Below are 16,579 nucleotides of genomic sequence, written 5' to 3'. Positions count from 1 at the left end.
TCCATCATCCGCAACAACCGCTTCATCGTGAAGCGCAGCGGGCTGTTCAGGAAGAAGGAAGAGGAACCCCAGGCAGGCATCAACCTGCTGGAGTCCAGGGGCGTGGTGATCGAAGGCAATGTGTTCGAGCAGATCGCCGTGCCGGTGCGCAAGGATGCGGCCAGTACCACGACGGAGTACGGCAACGCCGTGGATTCTCGCTAGGAGACGATGCGCGGGCCCTGCCTGCAGGCTCAGCGCAGGGGCAGCTGCACCACATGCGCGGTGGGCATGACATCGCCGAACACATCCTCGATCTCGGCCAGCGCGGCACGGTGCAGGCTGTCGGCGTCCACGGATTCGCCATTGCTGCGCGTGATGGCACGTGTGGCCACGGCGTCGCTGGCCACGACGACCTCGAAGCCCAGCGGCGCGGCATCGCGTGCGGCGCCGGCCACGCAGGCGTGCGTCATGAGGCCGCAGATGACCACGGTGGTGATGCCACGCGCGCGCAGCTGGTCGGCCAGGTCGGTGCCGACGAAGGCGCTGACGCTGCGCTTTTGCACCACGGTGTCGCCCGCGCGCGGCTGCAGGCCGGGGTGGAACTGGACGGTGCTGCCATTGACGGCGAACACGGGTGCACCTTCCGGGGCAATGTGCTGGATGTGGAACACGGCAACCTGCCCGGCATCGGCCCATTGCAGCAGGCGCCGGGCCTGCTCCAGGACCTGCGGGCCGCGCGGGATGGGCAGGCGGCCGCTGAAGTACTCGTTCTGGAAGTCGATGACCAGCAGCGCCGTGGCACCCCGTGGCAACTGGCTGCGCCCCGGCGCGCCTGACAGGGCGCGGAGGGTGGGATGGCTGGTGGATTGGGTGGCCTGGCTGGCCTGTTCTGCGAGGGACATGCAGTGCTCCTGAAAACGGGAAGTGGTTGATGCCTGCAGTCTAGAAACGCACAGGGCCCGCCGCAACGCCATGGAGCGGCCAGCATCTGTGCAGGTTCTGCACAGATCGCCCGTGCTTTGAAAAATGCCCCATCTCTGTGATGGCGCATACGGCCTTGGGCCTTGCATCGCTCCAACCGGCTGCGTGCCGGTGAAGGTGGCGATGCCGCGTTGAACCATGGCCTGCGGCCCTCCCGATCACGGAAGGGCCGCAGGCCGGCACGGCGCTAGTTCTGCAGCTGCTGCCAGACCTTGTCCAGCCGCTTGATGCTGACCGGGTAAGGCGTGCGCAGCTCCTGGGCGAAGAAGCTCACGCGCAGCTCCTCCAGCATCCAGCGGTACTCCTGCATGCGCGCATCGATGTGGCCCTTGCGCTCGGCCACCAGGCGCCAGTAGCGCTGCTCCAGCGGGCGCAGCTCGGCCAGGCGGCTGGCGTCGCGCGCAGGGTCGGCGCGGTACTTGTCCAGCCGGCTGGTGATGGCCTTGAGGTAGCGCGCGTAGTGCTGCAGCTGGGTCCAGGGCGCGGCCGCGATGAAGTTCTTGGGCACCAGGCGCTGCAGTTGCTGGGCGGCGTCGGCCGTGGCGTCGGGCGCATTCTTGGTGTCCTTGATCTTGCGCTGGGCCGCCGCGTACTCGACCAGGATGGTGGAGGCCATGCGCGCCACCTCGTTGGCGATCAGCGTCAGCCGGCCGCGCCCGTCCTGCACGCGCTGCTTGAACTGCGCGTCGTTGGTGGGCAGCGGCTCCTGCAGGAAGGCGCGGTCTATGGCCACGTCGATGATCTGCTCGCGCAGTTCCTCCTGCGTGCCCAGCGGCATGTAGGCGACGGCCATCTTCTGCAGGTCTGGAATGTTCTTTTCCAGGTACTTGAGCGCATCGCGGATCTGCAGCGCGAACAGGCGGCGCAGGCCCACGCGGTGGCGCGCGGCCGCGACCTCGGGCTCGTCGAAGACCTCGATGCCGACGGCATCGCCGTGGTCGATCAGCGCAGGGAAGCCGATCAGCGTCTGCCCGCCCCGGCCGATCTCCATCAGCTCGGGCAGCTCGCCAAAGCTCCATTCCTTGTAGCGGCTGTCGGCGGGCTGGCTGGGCCTGGCGTTGCTGGCGGGCTTGGCCTGGTCCGCCTTTTCAGGCTTTGCTGTCTTGTCCGGCCTGGCGCCAGATTCCGCCTTCTTGCCGGCTTCGGACGCGGCGGCAGGTGGGGCCGCAGCCTCGGTGACCGAAGCCACCTTCAGCGCGGCCAGCGCCTGGAAGGCGCCGCGCGCCTTGGCGCCCAGTTCGGCCTTGAGCGCGCCCAGGTTGCGGCCCTGGCCCAGCTGGCGTCCATGCTCGTCCGTGATGCGGAAGTTCATGAACAGGTGCGGGCTGAGCATGTCCAGCTTGAAGTCGGCACGCTTGACGTCCAGCGAGGTCTCGTCGCGCACCTGCTTGAGCAGGGCATCGATCAGCGATCCCTGGCCCCAGCGCTCGGGCGTGGTGAAGAGTTCGGCCAGGCGCTGAGCGCTTTCGGGCAGGGGCACGAAGCGGCTGCGCGGGCGCTGCGGCAGGCTCTTGAGCAGGGCCTGGAGCTTGTCCTTGAGCATGCCGGGCACCAGCCATTCCACGCGCTCGTCGCTGACCTGGTTGAGCACGAACAGCGGCACGGTGACGGTGATGCCGTCGCGCGCGTCGCCGGGGCTGTGCAGGTAGCTGGCCGTGCAGTCCACGCCGCCGAGCTTGACCACCTTGGGAAAGGCCTGGGTGGTGATGCCGGCCGCCTCGTGGCGCATCAGTTCGTCGCGCGACAGGCGCAGCAGGTCGGCGTTTTCCTTGGCCGCCTCGCGGAACCAATGGTCGAAGGTGGCGCCGCTGAACACGTCCTTGGGGATCTGCTGGTCGTAGAAGGCGTAGATCAGTTCGTCATCGACCAGCACGTCCTGGCGGCGGCTCTTGTGCTCCAGCTCCTCGACCTTGCGCACCAGCTTGAGGTTGGCGGGCAGGAAGTGCCAGCGCGTGTCCCACTGGCCCTCCACCAGGGCCTGGCGGATGAAGATCTCGCGCGCGGACTGCGGATCGATGCGTCCATAGCTCATGCGTCGGCCGTTGTAGACCACCAGGCCGTAGAGCGTGGCGCGCTCCAGCGCCACCACGTCGGCCTGGTTCTTGGACCAGTGCGGATCGAGCAGTTGCTTCTTGAGCAGGTGGGCGCCGACTTCCTCCAGCCACTGCGGATCGATGGCGGCGATGCCCCGGCCGTACAGGCGCGAGGTTTCCACCAGCTCGGCCGCAACGATCCAGCGCCCCGGCTTCTTGGACAGGTGGGCGCCCGGGTGCGGATGGAAGCGGATGCCGCGCGCGCCCAGGTAGGCGTCGCTTTCATCGCCCTTGTAGCCCAGGTTGCCCAGCAGGCCGGACAGCATGGACAGGTGCACGGCGTCGTAGCCCGCGGGCTCGGTGTTGATCTTCCACTTGTGCTCGTTGACCACGGTCAGCAGCTGCGAGTGGATGTCGCGCCATTCGCGCACGCGGCGGATGTTGATGAAGTTCTGGCGCAGCAGCTGCTCCCACTGGCGGTTGCTGAGCTTGTGCGAGGGCTCGTCATCCGTGCCGGGACCGGTGTCCTGCGGATGGAAGGCCGCCAACGCCTCGGCCGCCGGGGCGGCCACGCTCTGCCCGCCGCTGCGCTGGGCCACGGGCAGGAAGGCGGCATTGCGCGCCGACGGCTTGGCGGCAGGCGGCTGGGCCGTGGCCATTTCCTTGCGGCTCTTGGCCACCACCTTGCCGCCGCGCGCATCCTGCAGCCATTTCCACAGGCGCAGGTAGCCGCTGAATTCGCTTTTCTCGTCGTCGAACTTGGCGTGCTGCTGGTCGGCCTGCTGCTGGGCCTCCAGCGGCCGGTCGCGCACGTCCTGCACGGACAGGGCCGAGGCGATGACCAGCACCTCGGCCACGGCGCCGCGCGTGCGCGCCTCCAGGATCATGCGGCCCACGCGCGGGTCCAGCGGCAGGCGCGACAGCTCGCGGCCCATGGGCAGCAGCTCGCCGCGCTCGTCCACGGCGCCCAGCTCGCCCAGCAGCTGGTAGCCGTCGGCAATGGCACGGCCCGAGGGCGCTTCGAGGAAGGGAAAGTTCACCACGTCGCCCAGGCCCAGCGACTTCATGCGCAGGATGACGCCGGCCAGCGAGGAGCGCAGGATTTCAGGGTCGGTGAAGCGCGCGCGCGTGCCGAAGTCCGCCTCGTCGTACAGGCGGATGCAGATGCCGTTGGCCACGCGGCCGCAGCGGCCGGCGCGCTGGTTGGCGGCCGCCTGGCTGATGGGCTCGACCAGCAACTGCTCGACCTTGCTGCGGAAGGAATAGCGCTTGACGCGCGCCGTCCCCGCATCGATCACATAGCGGATGCCGGGCACGGTCAGCGAGGTCTCGGCCACGTTGGTGGCCAGCACGATGCGCCGGCCCGTGTGGCTGTCGAAGATGCGGTCCTGCTCGGCCTGCGACAGGCGCGAGAACAGCGGCAGCACCTCGGCATGGCGCAGCACGGGCTGCTGTGCCAGGTGCTTGCGCAGGTGGTCGGCCGCCTCGCGGATCTCGCGCTCGCCGGGCAGGAAGACCAGGATGTCGCCACCCGCGCCGCCGGCCCACAGCTCGTCCACGCCTTCGGCGATGGCGTCGTTGAGGTCATGGTCGCGCTTTTCCTCGAACGGGCGCCAGCGCATCTCCACGGGGTAGGTGCGGCCCGAGACCATGATCACCGGCGCAGGCCCCTTGGGGCCTTCGAAATGCCTGGAGAACCGGTCGGCATCGATGGTGGCCGATGTCACCACCACCTTGAGGTCGGGGCGCCGGGGCAGGATCTGCTTGATGTAGCCCAGCAGGAAGTCGATGTTGAGGCTGCGCTCGTGGGCCTCGTCGATGATCAGTGTGTCGTAGGCCTTGAGCAGCGGGTCGGTCTGCGTCTCGGCCAGCAGGATGCCGTCCGTCATCAGCTTGACCGAGGCGTCCTTGGACAGCCGGTCCTGGAAGCGCACCTTGTAGCCCACCACATCGCCCAGCGGCGTGTTCAGCTCCTCGGCAATGCGCTTGGCCACCGAGCTGGCGGCAATGCGGCGCGGCTGCGTGTGGCCGATCAGGTGGCCGCGCACCTGGCCCTTGTCGTCGGGCGTGGCGTTGACCTTGCCCCGGCCCAGCGCCAGCGCGATCTTGGGCAGCTGCGTGGTCTTGCCCGAGCCCGTCTCGCCGCACACGATGATGACCTGGTGCCGGTCCATGGCCTCCATGATTTCCTCACGGCGGGCGGATACGGGCAGGGATTCAGGGAAGCTGATCTTCAAAGGCATAAGGGGCTGGATTATCCCCGCGCCATGCCGGCGGCGCCACGCGGCTGCAGATTTCCATACGCCGGCCCTGTGCCGCCCGCATGAAAACCCCCGCATGCCAGGGCCTTCGCCAAGTCAGGCCAGCGGCATGCAAGGCATTGCGCACAATCGGCGCTCGCCTTGCCGCCCGCTCCCGGCGCTGGCCGCCTCACCCGCCTTCCTCGATCTGCTCCCCATGGTTACTCTTGCCGCCCTCGTCATCCCGCTATTGGCCCTGTGGCTGTGGTGGCCCGTCCGCCTGATGCCGCGCCGCGCACGCCTGATGGCGGCCGTCGCCACGGCGGCCCTGGGCTGCACGCCCGCCCTGCTGCTGGTACTGCTGCGCGAGGGCACGGTCGAGTACCGCACGCTGGCCTATCTGCAGGTGCCGGGCGGCTGGGTGCTGGCCCTGCTGCTGATGCTGGCCGTCTTCATCGTGCTGCGCGACGGCCTCTGGGCTCTGGCCGCAGTGAGCCGGCGCGAGGACTGGAAGCGGCGCCTGCACGCGCCGCTGCTCACGGCCGGCGCCCTGGCCCTGGCAGGCCTGCTGTCGGCCTGGGGCGTGGCCAATGCGCTGCGCCCGCCCGAGGTGCACGAGCGCACGCTGCGCCTGCCCGGCCTGCCCACAGGCCTGGAAGGCCTGCGCGTGGCCGTGCTGGCCGACATCCACGCCAGCCCCATCAACGACGCGCGCTATGTGCAGACCATCGTGGACCGCACGCTGGGCGCGCGCCCCGACCTCATCGTGCTGCCCGGCGACATGGTGGACGGCGACGTGGACAGCGGCCGCGCCAACATCGCGCCGCTGGCGCAGCTCAAGGCACGCCACGGCGTCTGGGCGGCGCCCGGCAACCATGAGTACTACAGCGGCTACGACGCCTGGATGGCCGAATTCCGCCGCCTGGGCCTGAACCTGCTGGAAAACCGCATGCAGCTGATCGATGTGCAGGGCGCGCGCCTGGCGCTGTCGGGCATCGGCGATCCGGCCTATGGCCGCCTGTCGCGCCAGAACACCGACCCGTCCGTGCCCGAAGGCGTGCCGCCTGACATCGACACCGTGGCCCGCCAGGCCAAAGAGGCCGGTGCGCAATACCACCTGCTGCTGGCCCACCAGCCCAAGACCGCCCGCGACAACGCGGCCCACGGCGTGGGCCTGCAGCTGTCGGGCCATACGCACGGCGGCCTGATCCTGGGCATGGACCAATGGCTGGTGGCGCCCGCCAATGACGGCTTTGTGCGCGGCGAGTACGAGGTCGGCGCCATGAAGCTCTTCGTCAGCGCCGGCGCAGGCCTGTGGGCCGGCTTTGCCGTGCGCCTGGGCGTGCCGGCCAGCATCGACCTGCTGGTGCTGCGCGGGGCCTGACCTTCAGGCCGCAGGCGCAACCGCTGCGCCCTGGATGCCGTGGCGCTGCAGTGCCTCGGCCACAAAGCCCGAGGCCTTGGCCTCTTCCACAAAGGCCGCCAGCACGCGCAGGGCCTCATCGCCCCGCCCCTTGGGCAGGCCCATGGCCTGCTGGATCACCATGAAGCGGCCCGGCAGCAGGCGCAGGCCGGGCAGGCGGGCGGCATCGGCCTCCAATTGCTGCTTGACGCCGGCGGCCACGTCGGCCGTCGATTCCACAAAGGTCTGCACCACGGCGGGCGAGGACACGGCGCGCTCTATCTGCGCATGCTTGAGCTCGCGGCTCAGGTACAGGTCATAGGCGCTGCCCTTGCCGACCACGACCATGTGCCCGGCCCGGTCCACCTGGGCGTTGTCGGTCAGCGGCGAATCCTGGCGCACCAGGTAGCTGCCCTCGATCAGCACATAGGGTGCCGTGAAGCCGATGCCCGCGCCACGCACGGGGTCCACGGCAAAGAAGCCGAAGTCGGCCTCCTCGCGCGTGACGGCATCCACCGACTTGGCGGCCGTGTCGAAGACCACCAGTTCCAGCTCCAGCCCCAGCTGCTGCGCAAGGCGCCGGGCCAGGTCGATGGACACGCCCGCAGGCCGGCCGTCGGCATCCAGCCGCGCAAGAATGGGATTGCCGGTGTTGATGGATGCGCGGATGCGGCCAAGCGGCGCGAGGGTGGACAGCAGTTGGGAGGAATGGTTCATGGATGGCTTTCGAAGTGGCAGACAGAAGGGGCGGCGGTCTTCAAACCTTCATTGTCTGCGCACACGGCCGGTGCAAGGTCCGGGTGTCATCTCACCAGCGAGCATGGCTTGCCGGTATTGGGTCTTGGATTGCCATTGCGTCCAGCACTGGAATTGGGGTTGGACTTCATCGCAATCCCTGCTGGTCAAGCGGCATGAAATCCGCACACAACCCATTGTTATAAAAGGAAAAAACAACACCTTAAAATCAGACCATGTAGAGATCGTCTGAGGCAGAGAATGAACCTGGACAGCAAACTTCAGATATCGCTGAGCAAGCGCTCCGGCAACATCGTGCTCCGGCGTGATCTGACCAGATTGGCAAGCGCTTCCCACCTCAGCGAGGCCTTGCATGACTTGGTCTCGGACGGCCGCCTGATCCGCCTGGGCGCCGGCATCTATGCCAAGGCAAGGCCCGATGCCAGCGGCGATCCGCAGTTGCTCGCCCCCAGCGATGAGCTGGTCAGGGAGGTGCTGGACAGACTGGGAATCAGGTTTCGCAGCGTGGATCTGGTCAACGAGGCGGGCCAGGCCACGCTGCTGATCGATGCAGGCAGCCAGCGCATCTCACGCAGGCTGAATCTGGGCGATGTCGCCGTGCGCTATGTCCGCAATCCCTCGGCACCTGATGACCCCGGCGAAACCTTGCCCGCAGACGTGAACGCCCTGCCCACCAAAGGTGTACGCCAGTTTGTCGAGCGGCTGGCCCGCACGCACCACATCCAACACCAGCGTACCGGACTGGACGACTATGCACAGGCAGTCACACGCGCTGCAGGAGATGAAGTGGAGCTCGACAGCACGGGCAAGCTGCTCGTGGCCTTGAAGAAAAAACATGTCATCAATGGCCGGCAGCTTGCCAGGCTGATGACCAATCACATGAGGGAGGTGCAGGATGTTCGATCCGTTCGGGGACTTCGAAAGCGCGGGCTACCTGCGCAACATTGAAGGACTGAAAGACGCCCGTGAGGTCAAGATCCAGGAACACCTCTTTTTCGAGGCCAACCTGGAAGAAGCACTTGCCTTTCTGGCAAGCATCCGGGGCCGGATTGGCTACCGCGATTTTTTGCGCGTTCACGCCATCCTGTTTTCCGACTTCTACCCCTGGGCCGGCCAGGACAGGCGTGCGCTGGGCGTGGGCCGGCTCGTCGGCAGGGGTGCAGGCCTGCAATTCGAAGTGTCAGAGCTGTGCCAGCGCGCCGTCGAATGGGGCCTGGACATGGGCAACGATGCAGGCACCCTGCGCGACAAACCTGGTGCTGTCATGGGCGCGTTTGCCTGGGGTCATCCCTTTCTCGACGGAAATGGACGCAGCATGCTGCTGATCCATGCCGAGCTGTGCCACCGCGCGGGCTTTGCCATCGACTGGCTGGCCTCCAACAAGGAGGCTTATCTGAAGGCACTGACCCAGGAGATCCAGAACCCGCAAGGCAGACACCTCGATGCCTATCTGCGCCCCTTGATCACCTCTGCCAACACGCAGACCACCTTGCTTGATCATCTGCGGGCATTGCCAGGGCTGAAGGGTCCGGGCGATGACGTGCATCGCCCGGACATGAACGTGGCATACCGGGCCGAAGACCAGGAAGCAGCCCAGTCCTATCTGGAGATGAAGCGCGCACGCGGCGAGCATGCCGCTTGACAGCGGTACAGCAACCCTCCCCCTCCCCTACCCCTCATTGACCAGCAACGACAGCGCATGCGCCTCGGTAGGCAAAGGCACATCCCAGCGCTGCAGCAGGCCGAGCAGGGCCGCGTTGGTCAGCGTGGTGTCGCGCGCGCGGTTGCGGGCCAGCAGGGTCGGGCGGCTGGCTTCCAGGTGCACGAGTTCCACGCGGGCGCCGTAGGCCAGGCACAGGTCCACGGTCTTGCCGCGCATCTGGCGCGACAGGTGGGTGGCGTTCCAGACGAAGGGCTGGCCCGCGCGCAGCAGGGCCTTGGCCTTGTCCACGGCGTGGTGGGCGGCCGCGCCCTCGTTCTGGCCGTGGCGCAGGCCCAACTCCGTACGCGCATCGTCGAAGGAGACCACGGGCAGTTCGCCATGGTGGGCGGCCACCCAGGTGTTCTTGCCGCTGGCCGGCAGGCCGCACATGACGATGGCGCGCGAGCCGGCCTGCGCGTGCAGCGCATAGTCGGGATGCAGCTGCGCGCCGCGGAAGTAGCGCACCGCCGTCTCGGCCGAGGCAAAGCGGCGTGGCGTGCGCAGGCAGCCCTCTTCCAGCGCGAACTCGCGCACCAGCTCGATGTTGACCAGCACGGACGCAATGTCCGGGCAGATGCGCCCGCGCATGTCGGCCCGCGCCAGCAGGGTGAGCAGGTGCAGGTCCACCTGCCAGGACAGCTCGCGCACGATGAACTCGGGCGAGAGGCCGCGCCGCGAATCGGCAAAGGCGAAGAACGGCACCTGGTGCACGGCGATCAGCCGGCAGATGGCCTCGCGCTGGTCCACGGGCGCGCCGGCTTCCCACAGCATGAGCCGCGCATCCAGCGCACCCCGGCGCGAGTGGCCGGGCTGGCCGATGCGGCCGTCCTCGCCCACCACGGTGGTCGAGCACTTGGCCACGTCGTGCAGCAGCGCGGCCAGGAAGACCGTCTCGCGCTCGGTGGCGGTGAGTGCCGCATGGCCGGGGTCGGCCAGCAGCTCGCGTACCACCATCTGCGTGTGCGTCCAGACATCGCCTTCGCCGTGATAGACGGGGTCCTGCGGCGTGGTTTTGGCCTGCTCCAGCTGGGGGAAGGCGGCCAGGCAGGCCGCGAAGTCGGGGTCGGCGCCGGGCTGCGGCACCAGGGACTGGATCTGTTTCCAGTTCGTCATGGAAATCTCCTTGCGATGGGTCTGCGCTGCAGGCCTCACCAGCTTTTTGAAATATCGGCCGCAAAGATGTCTGCGCCTTCGCGCAGCCCGTTGGGGACGATGGGCCGCTCGCTGTGGTGCGAGCCCGAGTCGAGGATGACCTGCACGAAGTCCGGCCGCACGAACTTGTAGCGCGCCACGGTCTGGCCGTCCTCCTCCACCTTGAGGTAGAGGCCTTCGGCCAACTCGGAGCCGTCGGTCTGCCGCCAGCACAGCGGCAGGTCCAGCTTCTGGCGGGCCACCACCTGCTCGAAGGCCTGGCGCCAGCGCGCGCTGCGGCCCAGCGAGGGGGCCAGCAGCGCCAGCAGGTCCTGCATGCGCCGGGGCGCCACCCCGCTGTAGAGCACAGGCACCGAGACCACGGGCACGCCGGCCAGCAGGGCATGGCGGCGCGGCGTGTCCAGGAAGCACTGCGCCGAGCGGTCCCAGATGTCGAACTCGCAGAACCAGTGCGGCAGCGCGTCGTAGAACAGCGAGTGCTTGGCATACATCCACTCGCCGAACACCTGGTAGCGGTCGTCCAGCAGGGACAGCAGCGCGCCCTCGTGGGCCTGGGCCCATTGCTTGAAGAGGTTGAACTGGCGCTCGCGCCCGCCGGGCCGCTCGCTGTCCAGGTAGTGGCCGCGCGACTGCAGCAGCAGCTGGCCGTCGCCGGCAAAGCTCAGCGCGGCGTTGGCGCCGTCGAGCTTTTCCTCGACGACGATGTGCCGGCCGGCCAGCCGCTCATAGGGCACGGCGTCGTCCTGGTCGCCGGCCTGCAGGCGCGAGCCGCGCAGGTGCGGCGTACGGGGGTACTTGAGGATCTCGATGCTCGAAAGAAAACGAGGGCCTGGAGAAATGGATGGGGTCATGTCGTGCTTTCCAAAAGCGATGCAACACCCCACGGCGACATGCCGTGGAGCGGGAAAAGCCGACGACGACGCCAGGCGCCGCAATGCAGGGGATGCAGCGACAGCGCGGCCTGGCCCGTGGTGGCCGGGCCGGCAGGCTGTCGAAGGGGAAGATGGCAGGACTGTCGGCGCCGTCCGCAAACCGGACGATCAGCCGCAAGCCCTCAAAAGGCCACGCACCGCAGCGCACACGCAAAAGACATCCGGGGCAAGGCCAGGATCAGCGTGTGACGAAGTCGTTCAGCAGGAAGCTGTGCGGCGGGGCATGGTGCACCTCGAAAGGGTGAGGGTGGATGGGAGGGGTGCGAGTCTATCGCCCGTTGCCCCGCAGGCACAAGCGGCTGCGCGCCATGCCGGGCCGATTGTTGGCTGCTAGCCACGCACGGCGGACTTGAAGGCGGCGCCCAGCGCATCCAGCGCCGCGCGCGGCCGGCCTTCGCGCACGCGGGTGTGCAGCAGCACGGGCAGGCGCGGCAGCGTGGGCAGGCCCAGGCGCGGGCCCACGTCCACGGCGCCCAGGGCCAGCATGCGCGGCGCCAGCGCGGCCACGCCCAGCCCCGCCATGACGGCGGCCGAGACAGCGGCCACGCCGCCGCCCACGAACACCTCGGTCCACGGCATGCGCGCCGAATCCAGCAGCTGCCCGGCCATGGCGCGCACGCCGCAGGGCTCGGCCAACGTGGCCAGCGGCAGGGGCTCGCCCGCGCGGTGCTGCCAGCCGGGCGCGGCAAACCAGCCGAAGGGCTCCTCGGCCAGCAGCTCGCCGTCGTCACGCCCGGCATGCGTGCGAACGATCACCGTGTCGTACTCGCGCCGGTCAAACCCCTGCAGCAGCGGGCCGGACGATGCGATGCGGATGTCGATCAGCAGCTGCGGGTCCTGCGCATTCATGCGGGCGATCAGGGCCGGCAGCTCCGGCCCGGCCACGTGGTCGCTGATGCCGATGGTCAGCCGCTGGCGCGTGCTGACGGCCAGCGCCAGTGCGCGCTCATGGGCCTGCAGCAGTTCGCGCGCATGGGGCAGGAAGTCGGCACCCAGCGCCGACAGCTGCACGTGGCGCGGCGTGCGCTCGACCAGCCGGCAGCCCAGCCGCTGCTCCAGCCGCTTGAGCTTGAGGCTGACGGCGGCCTGCGTGGTCTGCATGGCTTCGGCCGCGCGCGTGAAGCTGCCCAGGTCCGCGATGTGCACGAAGCCTTGCACGGCATCCAGGTCCAAAGGTCGTTGAATCATTTCAATCCATTATTACTGATATCAGCAATCATGGCTTTTCAAAATATCTGGCACGGCCTACCTTCGAAGCTCCCACAACGCAAAGCAACTCAACGCAACGCAAAGGAGCCACACCATGCCCATGACCCGGATCAACATGCGCGCCGGCAAGTCCCCCGCCTACCGCCAGGCCATCTGCGACAGCCTCTACCGCGCCATGCGCGAGACCTTCAACGTGCCGGAGGATGACCAGTTCATGACCATCACCGAGCATGACGGCGACAACTTCCGCTACAGCGCCTCCTACCTGGGCGTGGCGCGCAGCGACGATCTGGTGCTGGTGCAGCTCACGGTCAGCAACACCCGCAGCCTGGAGCAGAAGAAGGCGCTGTTCAGCCGCATCGCCGAGCTGCTGGTCGAAAGCCCGGGCCTGCGGCCCGAGGACGTGTTCGTCAACCTGGTCGAGGTGGACAAGGAGAACTGGTCCATGGGCCACGGGCTCGCGCAATACGCAACTTAAGACACGCGGATCGGCGCAACACCCACAGCGGCGCGCTCAGTCCGGCACACTCAGTCCGGCACCGCCAGCGCCGCCACGAATTGCTGGCCCACGGCGGTGATGATCTCGGCGCGCGCCGCCGTGCGCAGCTGCACCAGGGCGATCTGCCGGCTCTCGGCAGTCTGGGCAAGGGGCAGCACGCGCAGGCGCGGGTCGCCCTCCCAGCCATGCCGCGCCAGGTTGGGCAGCATGGCCACGCCCATGCCGTCGCGCACCAGCTCCACGATGGTCTCGATGGAGTTGAGCTCCAGGAACTCCTGGGGCTTGGCGCGCAGGCGGCGCAGCGTGCGCTCCACCAGCTCGCCCGTGTGCTCGGTGCGGTCGAAGCGGATGAAGGGATAGCGCTCCACCATGTCGGCAGGCGCCGCGGGCCGGGCGGCGCGCGGCGCCAGCAGCACCATGGGCTCGGCGTACAGCGGCGTCCAGACCAGCGAGGGGCGCTTGATGGCCGGGTTGTAGACCACCACGGCCGCGTCCAGCTCATGGTTCTCCACCTGGGCGATCAGCCGGTTGGACTTGCCCGAGACCACATGCAGGTCCACCGCCGGATGGTGGCGCTTGAGCTCCAGCGTGGCGCGCACCAGCTGGCTCAGCGCCGAGACGATGGAGCCGAACTGCACGGTGCCGGCCAGCGGTGCGTCGGCCCGCGTGCCGTGCTTGGCCTGCTCGTACAGCGCCACCAGCTGGGTGGCAATGGGCACCAGCGCCCGGCCCTGCTCGTTGAGCGTGACCAGCTTGCCCTGGCGCGCGAACAGCTTGCGCTTGAGGTCGTTTTCCAGCGTGCGCATCTGCAGCCCCACGGCCACCTGGGTCAGCGCCACGCGCTGGCCTGCCGCGGTGAAGGAGCCCTCCGCCGCCACGGCCAGAAAAGTGCGAAGAATGCGCAGGCTTGGCATAAAAGTTTTGCTTTCAAGATTCGTAAGAAATTCCAGCTTTCACCAAACAGTTTCTATCATCAAAATCGCTGGCAACCGATAGCCGATCGTCCTGATCGCGCCCTCCCACTTCCCGGATTTCTGGAGATCTCCATGCCTGCACCCGTGTCCCGCCGCCTGCTCGTCTGCTGCGCCGCCCTGTTGACCTGCGCCACGCCCGGCTGGGCCGCGCCCGCCGCCGATGCCTGGCCCTCGCAGCCGCTGAAGATCATGGTGGGCTTTGCCGCCGGCGGTGCCAACGACATCGTGGCCCGCATCCTGGCCAAGGAGCTGCAGCAGCGCCTGGGCCAGAGCGTGGTGGTGGAGAACCGCGGCGGCGCGGGCGGCCTGATCGCCAGCGAAGTGGTGGCCAAGGCGCCCAAGAACGGCTACACGCTGCTGCTGGGCTCCATCGGCAGCAACACCGTGGCGCCCGTGCTGGCCAAGAAGCTGTCGTTCGACCCGCGCAAGGACCTGGAGCCCATCACCCTGGTGGCCGAATCCGGCAACGCGCTGCTGGTGAACGCCGCCCTGCCCTACAAGACGGTGCAGGAAATGATCGAGGCCGCGCGCAAGGCGCCGGGCAGCATCAACTACGCATCGTCGGGCAACGGCTCCACGCTGCACCTGGCCGGCGCGCTGTTCGCGCAGCAGGCCGGCGTGAACCTGGTGCACGTGCCCTACCGCGGCAACGGCCCGGCCATCACCGATGTGTCGGGCGGCCAGGTGCAGGCCATCTTCTCGGGCATTCCGCCCGCCATCACATCGGCCAAGACCGGCCAGACCCGCATCCTGGCCGTGACCACGAAGCAGCGCGTCAAGAACCTGCCCAACGTGCCCACCGTCGCCGAGGCCGGCCTGCCCGGCTATGCCTTCACGTCCTGGTACGGCCTGTTCACCACGGGCGGCACGGACCCGGCCATCGTCGAGCGGCTGGCCCTGGAAGTGCGCAAGATCATGGAGCGCCCCGAAGTGCAGGCCCAGTTCGAGGCCCAGGGCCTGGACCCCGAGACCAGCGACCCCAAGTCCTTCAGGCAGCAGATCGACCGCGAGCTGACGCGCTGGAGCCGTGACGTGAAGACCATGGGCATCACCGCCGACTGAGGCAGGCTCTTTCATGCACGCCTCTTCCTCTCCCTTCACTCCCGGCAATCCCTACGACTCCAGGCGGGTGCCCGTGTTCGCGCGCAATGCCGTGTCCACCTCCCACCCGCTGGCGGCGCAGGCCGGCCTGCGCATGCTGTGGGCAGGCGGCAACGCGGTGGACGCGGCCATTGCGGCGGCGGCGGCCATGACCATCGTCGAGCCGGTGAGCAACGGCCTGGGCTCGGACGCCTTCTGCATCCTCTGGGATGGCAAGGAGCTGCACGGGCTCAACGCCAGCGGCCGCGCACCGCAGGGCTGGGCGCCCGAGTACTTCCACCAGCGCTACGGCCGCCAGGACAAGCCGCCGCGCCGGGGCGTGGACTCCATCACCGTGCCGGGCGCCGTCAGCGCCTGGGTGGCCCTGCACGAGCGCTTCGGCAAGCTGCCCTTTGACGCGCTGATGGAGCCGGCCGCCGAGATCGCCGAGCGCGGCTACCTGGTGCCGCCCGTGGTCCAGCAGAAATGGGCCGCAGGCGCGCCCGAGCTGCAGTCGCAGCCGGGGTTCAGGGAAAGCTTCCTGCCCCGGGGCCGCGCGCCGGAAGTGGGCGAGCTGTTCCGCTTTCCCGCCGCAGCGCGCGCCCTGCGCGCCATCGGTGCCACGCGCGGCAAGGCCTTCTATGAAGGCGAGATTGCCCGGGCCGTGACCTCGTTCGTGCAGCAGCACGGCGGCTGCCTGGGCATGGCCGACATGGCCGCGCACGAGGTGCAATGGGTGCAGCCGCTGGCCAAGGACTACCGCGGCCACACGCTGCACGAGATCCCGCCGGGCGGGCAAGGCATTGCCGCGCAGGTCGCGCTGGGCATTCTGTCCAACTTCGACCTGGCCAGCCTGCCCGTGGATGGCGTGGCCTCCCAGCATCTGCAGATCGAGGCCATGAAGCTGGCCTTTGCCGACATCTACCGCTACGTGGCCGACGCGGACATGGAGGTGACGCCCGCACAGATGCTCGACGACGCCTACCTGGCCTCGCGCGCCAGGCTCATCGATCCGCGCCGTGCGCAGGACTTCAAGGCCGGCAACCCCGTGCGCGGCGGCACCATCTACCTGACGGCAGCCGACGAGAACGGCATGATGGTCAGCTTCATCCAGAGCAACTTCTCGGGCTTTGGCTCGGGCGTGGTGGAGCCGACCTTCGGCATCAGCCTGCAAAACCGCGGCCACGGCTTCGGCACCGACCCCCAGCACCCCAACCGCGCCAACCTGGTGGGCCCGGGCAAGCGCCCCTTCCACACCATCATTCCGGCCTTCCTGACCCGCGACGGCCAGCCCGTGATGAGCTTCGGCGTCATGGGCGGCAACATGCAGCCCCAGGGCCACATGCAGACTGTGGTGCGCATGCTGGACTACCGCCAGTCGCCCCAGGCGGCCTGCGATGCGCCGCGCTGGCGCGTCAACGAAGGCCTGGCCATCAACGTGGAAGGCGGCATGGACCCGTCCACCATCGCCGGCCTGCAGGCGCTGGGCCACCAGGTGGAGGTCATCCACGACCCCTACCAGGACTTCGGCGCCGGCCAGTTCATCTGGCGCATGGGCGATCCCGCCGTGGAGGGCTACCAGATCGCCAGCGACCCGCGCCGCGACGGGCTGGCGGCCGGGTACTAGAGGAACGGAA

General features: G+C 68.5%; 13 protein-coding genes and 1 pseudogene. 7 read left to right on the top strand and 7 right to left on the bottom strand.

The window, feature by feature from the left end; genetic code table 11:
- Nucleotides 1–204 (top strand): annotated as a pseudogene (locus ACF8ML_RS21190) (right-handed parallel beta-helix repeat-containing protein); the annotation flags it as partial.
- Between the two features lie 29 nt (nucleotides 205–233).
- Here ACF8ML_RS21190 and ACF8ML_RS21185 read toward each other — a convergent pair.
- Nucleotides 234–884, bottom strand: a complete 651-nt coding sequence (locus ACF8ML_RS21185) for a cysteine hydrolase family protein (protein ID WP_046984302.1) — start codon at nucleotides 882–884, stop codon at nucleotides 234–236.
- 266 nt (nucleotides 885–1,150) lie between these two features.
- Complete coding sequence (gene hrpA / locus ACF8ML_RS21180; protein ID WP_392407882.1) at nucleotides 1,151–5,239, bottom strand: ATP-dependent RNA helicase HrpA; 4,089 nt, start codon at nucleotides 5,237–5,239, stop codon at nucleotides 1,151–1,153.
- 214 nt (nucleotides 5,240–5,453) lie between these two features.
- Here hrpA and ACF8ML_RS21175 point away from each other — a divergent pair, with 214 nt between their 5' ends.
- Nucleotides 5,454–6,620, top strand: a complete 1,167-nt coding sequence (locus ACF8ML_RS21175; RefSeq protein WP_392407881.1) for a metallophosphoesterase — start codon at nucleotides 5,454–5,456, stop codon at nucleotides 6,618–6,620.
- Nucleotides 6,621–6,623: 3 nt separating this feature from the next.
- Here the strand turns inward: ACF8ML_RS21175 and ACF8ML_RS21170 are convergent, their stop codons facing one another.
- Entirely contained in the window at nucleotides 6,624–7,355 is a 732-nt protein-coding gene (locus ACF8ML_RS21170) for an ABC transporter substrate-binding protein (protein ID WP_392407880.1), read from the bottom strand.
- Nucleotides 7,356–7,634: 279 nt separating this feature from the next.
- Between ACF8ML_RS21170 and ACF8ML_RS21165 the strand changes: the two genes are divergently transcribed.
- On the top strand, nucleotides 7,635–8,342 hold the full coding sequence (locus ACF8ML_RS21165) for a hypothetical protein (RefSeq protein WP_392407878.1): 708 nt from the start codon (nucleotides 7,635–7,637) through the stop codon (nucleotides 8,340–8,342).
- Nucleotides 8,290–9,036, top strand: a complete 747-nt coding sequence (locus ACF8ML_RS21160) for a Fic family protein (protein WP_212646552.1) — start codon at nucleotides 8,290–8,292, stop codon at nucleotides 9,034–9,036. The genes ACF8ML_RS21165 and ACF8ML_RS21160 overlap by 53 nt, the downstream gene beginning before the upstream one ends.
- A gap of 27 nt (nucleotides 9,037–9,063) precedes the next feature.
- Here the strand turns inward: ACF8ML_RS21160 and ACF8ML_RS21155 are convergent, their stop codons facing one another.
- The 3 genes from ACF8ML_RS21155 to ACF8ML_RS21145 all read right to left on the bottom strand — a co-directional run bounded on the left by ACF8ML_RS21155 (nucleotide 9,064) and on the right by ACF8ML_RS21145 (nucleotide 12,368).
- Complete coding sequence (locus ACF8ML_RS21155) at nucleotides 9,064–10,209, bottom strand: AAA family ATPase (RefSeq protein WP_392407877.1); 1,146 nt, start codon at nucleotides 10,207–10,209, stop codon at nucleotides 9,064–9,066.
- 35 nt (nucleotides 10,210–10,244) lie between these two features.
- Nucleotides 10,245–11,099: an RNA ligase family protein gene (locus ACF8ML_RS21150; protein WP_392407876.1), complete on the bottom strand. Its 855-nt coding sequence runs from the start codon at nucleotides 11,097–11,099 to the stop codon at nucleotides 10,245–10,247.
- A 411-nt stretch (nucleotides 11,100–11,510) separates the two neighbouring features.
- On the bottom strand, nucleotides 11,511–12,368 hold the full coding sequence (locus ACF8ML_RS21145; RefSeq protein WP_026062589.1) for a LysR family transcriptional regulator: 858 nt from the start codon (nucleotides 12,366–12,368) through the stop codon (nucleotides 11,511–11,513).
- A 115-nt stretch (nucleotides 12,369–12,483) separates the two neighbouring features.
- Here ACF8ML_RS21145 and ACF8ML_RS21140 point away from each other — a divergent pair, with 115 nt between their 5' ends.
- Entirely contained in the window at nucleotides 12,484–12,867 is a 384-nt protein-coding gene (locus tag ACF8ML_RS21140) for a tautomerase family protein (RefSeq protein WP_012206360.1), read from the top strand.
- A gap of 50 nt (nucleotides 12,868–12,917) precedes the next feature.
- Here ACF8ML_RS21140 and ACF8ML_RS21135 read toward each other — a convergent pair whose 3' ends face one another.
- Complete coding sequence (locus ACF8ML_RS21135; protein ID WP_016448236.1) at nucleotides 12,918–13,802, bottom strand: LysR family transcriptional regulator; 885 nt, start codon at nucleotides 13,800–13,802, stop codon at nucleotides 12,918–12,920.
- A gap of 132 nt (nucleotides 13,803–13,934) precedes the next feature.
- Between ACF8ML_RS21135 and ACF8ML_RS21130 the strand changes: the two genes are divergently transcribed.
- A complete protein-coding gene (locus ACF8ML_RS21130) occupies nucleotides 13,935–14,924 on the top strand; it encodes a Bug family tripartite tricarboxylate transporter substrate binding protein (protein WP_392407874.1) in 990 nt (329 codons plus the stop codon).
- A 13-nt stretch (nucleotides 14,925–14,937) separates the two neighbouring features.
- Nucleotides 14,938–16,569, top strand: a complete 1,632-nt coding sequence (locus ACF8ML_RS21125) for a gamma-glutamyltransferase family protein (RefSeq protein ID WP_392407872.1) — start codon at nucleotides 14,938–14,940, stop codon at nucleotides 16,567–16,569.
- The last annotated feature ends 10 nt before the right edge of the window (nucleotides 16,570–16,579 follow it).

Source organism: Delftia sp. WSY_10, from assembly GCF_043104705.1.
In the GTDB taxonomy this organism is placed as follows: Bacteria; Pseudomonadota; Gammaproteobacteria; order Burkholderiales; family Burkholderiaceae_C; genus Comamonas; species Comamonas tsuruhatensis.
The sequence above is the reverse complement of the archived record's forward strand: the minus strand, read 5'-3'. Positions and strand labels throughout refer to the sequence as shown.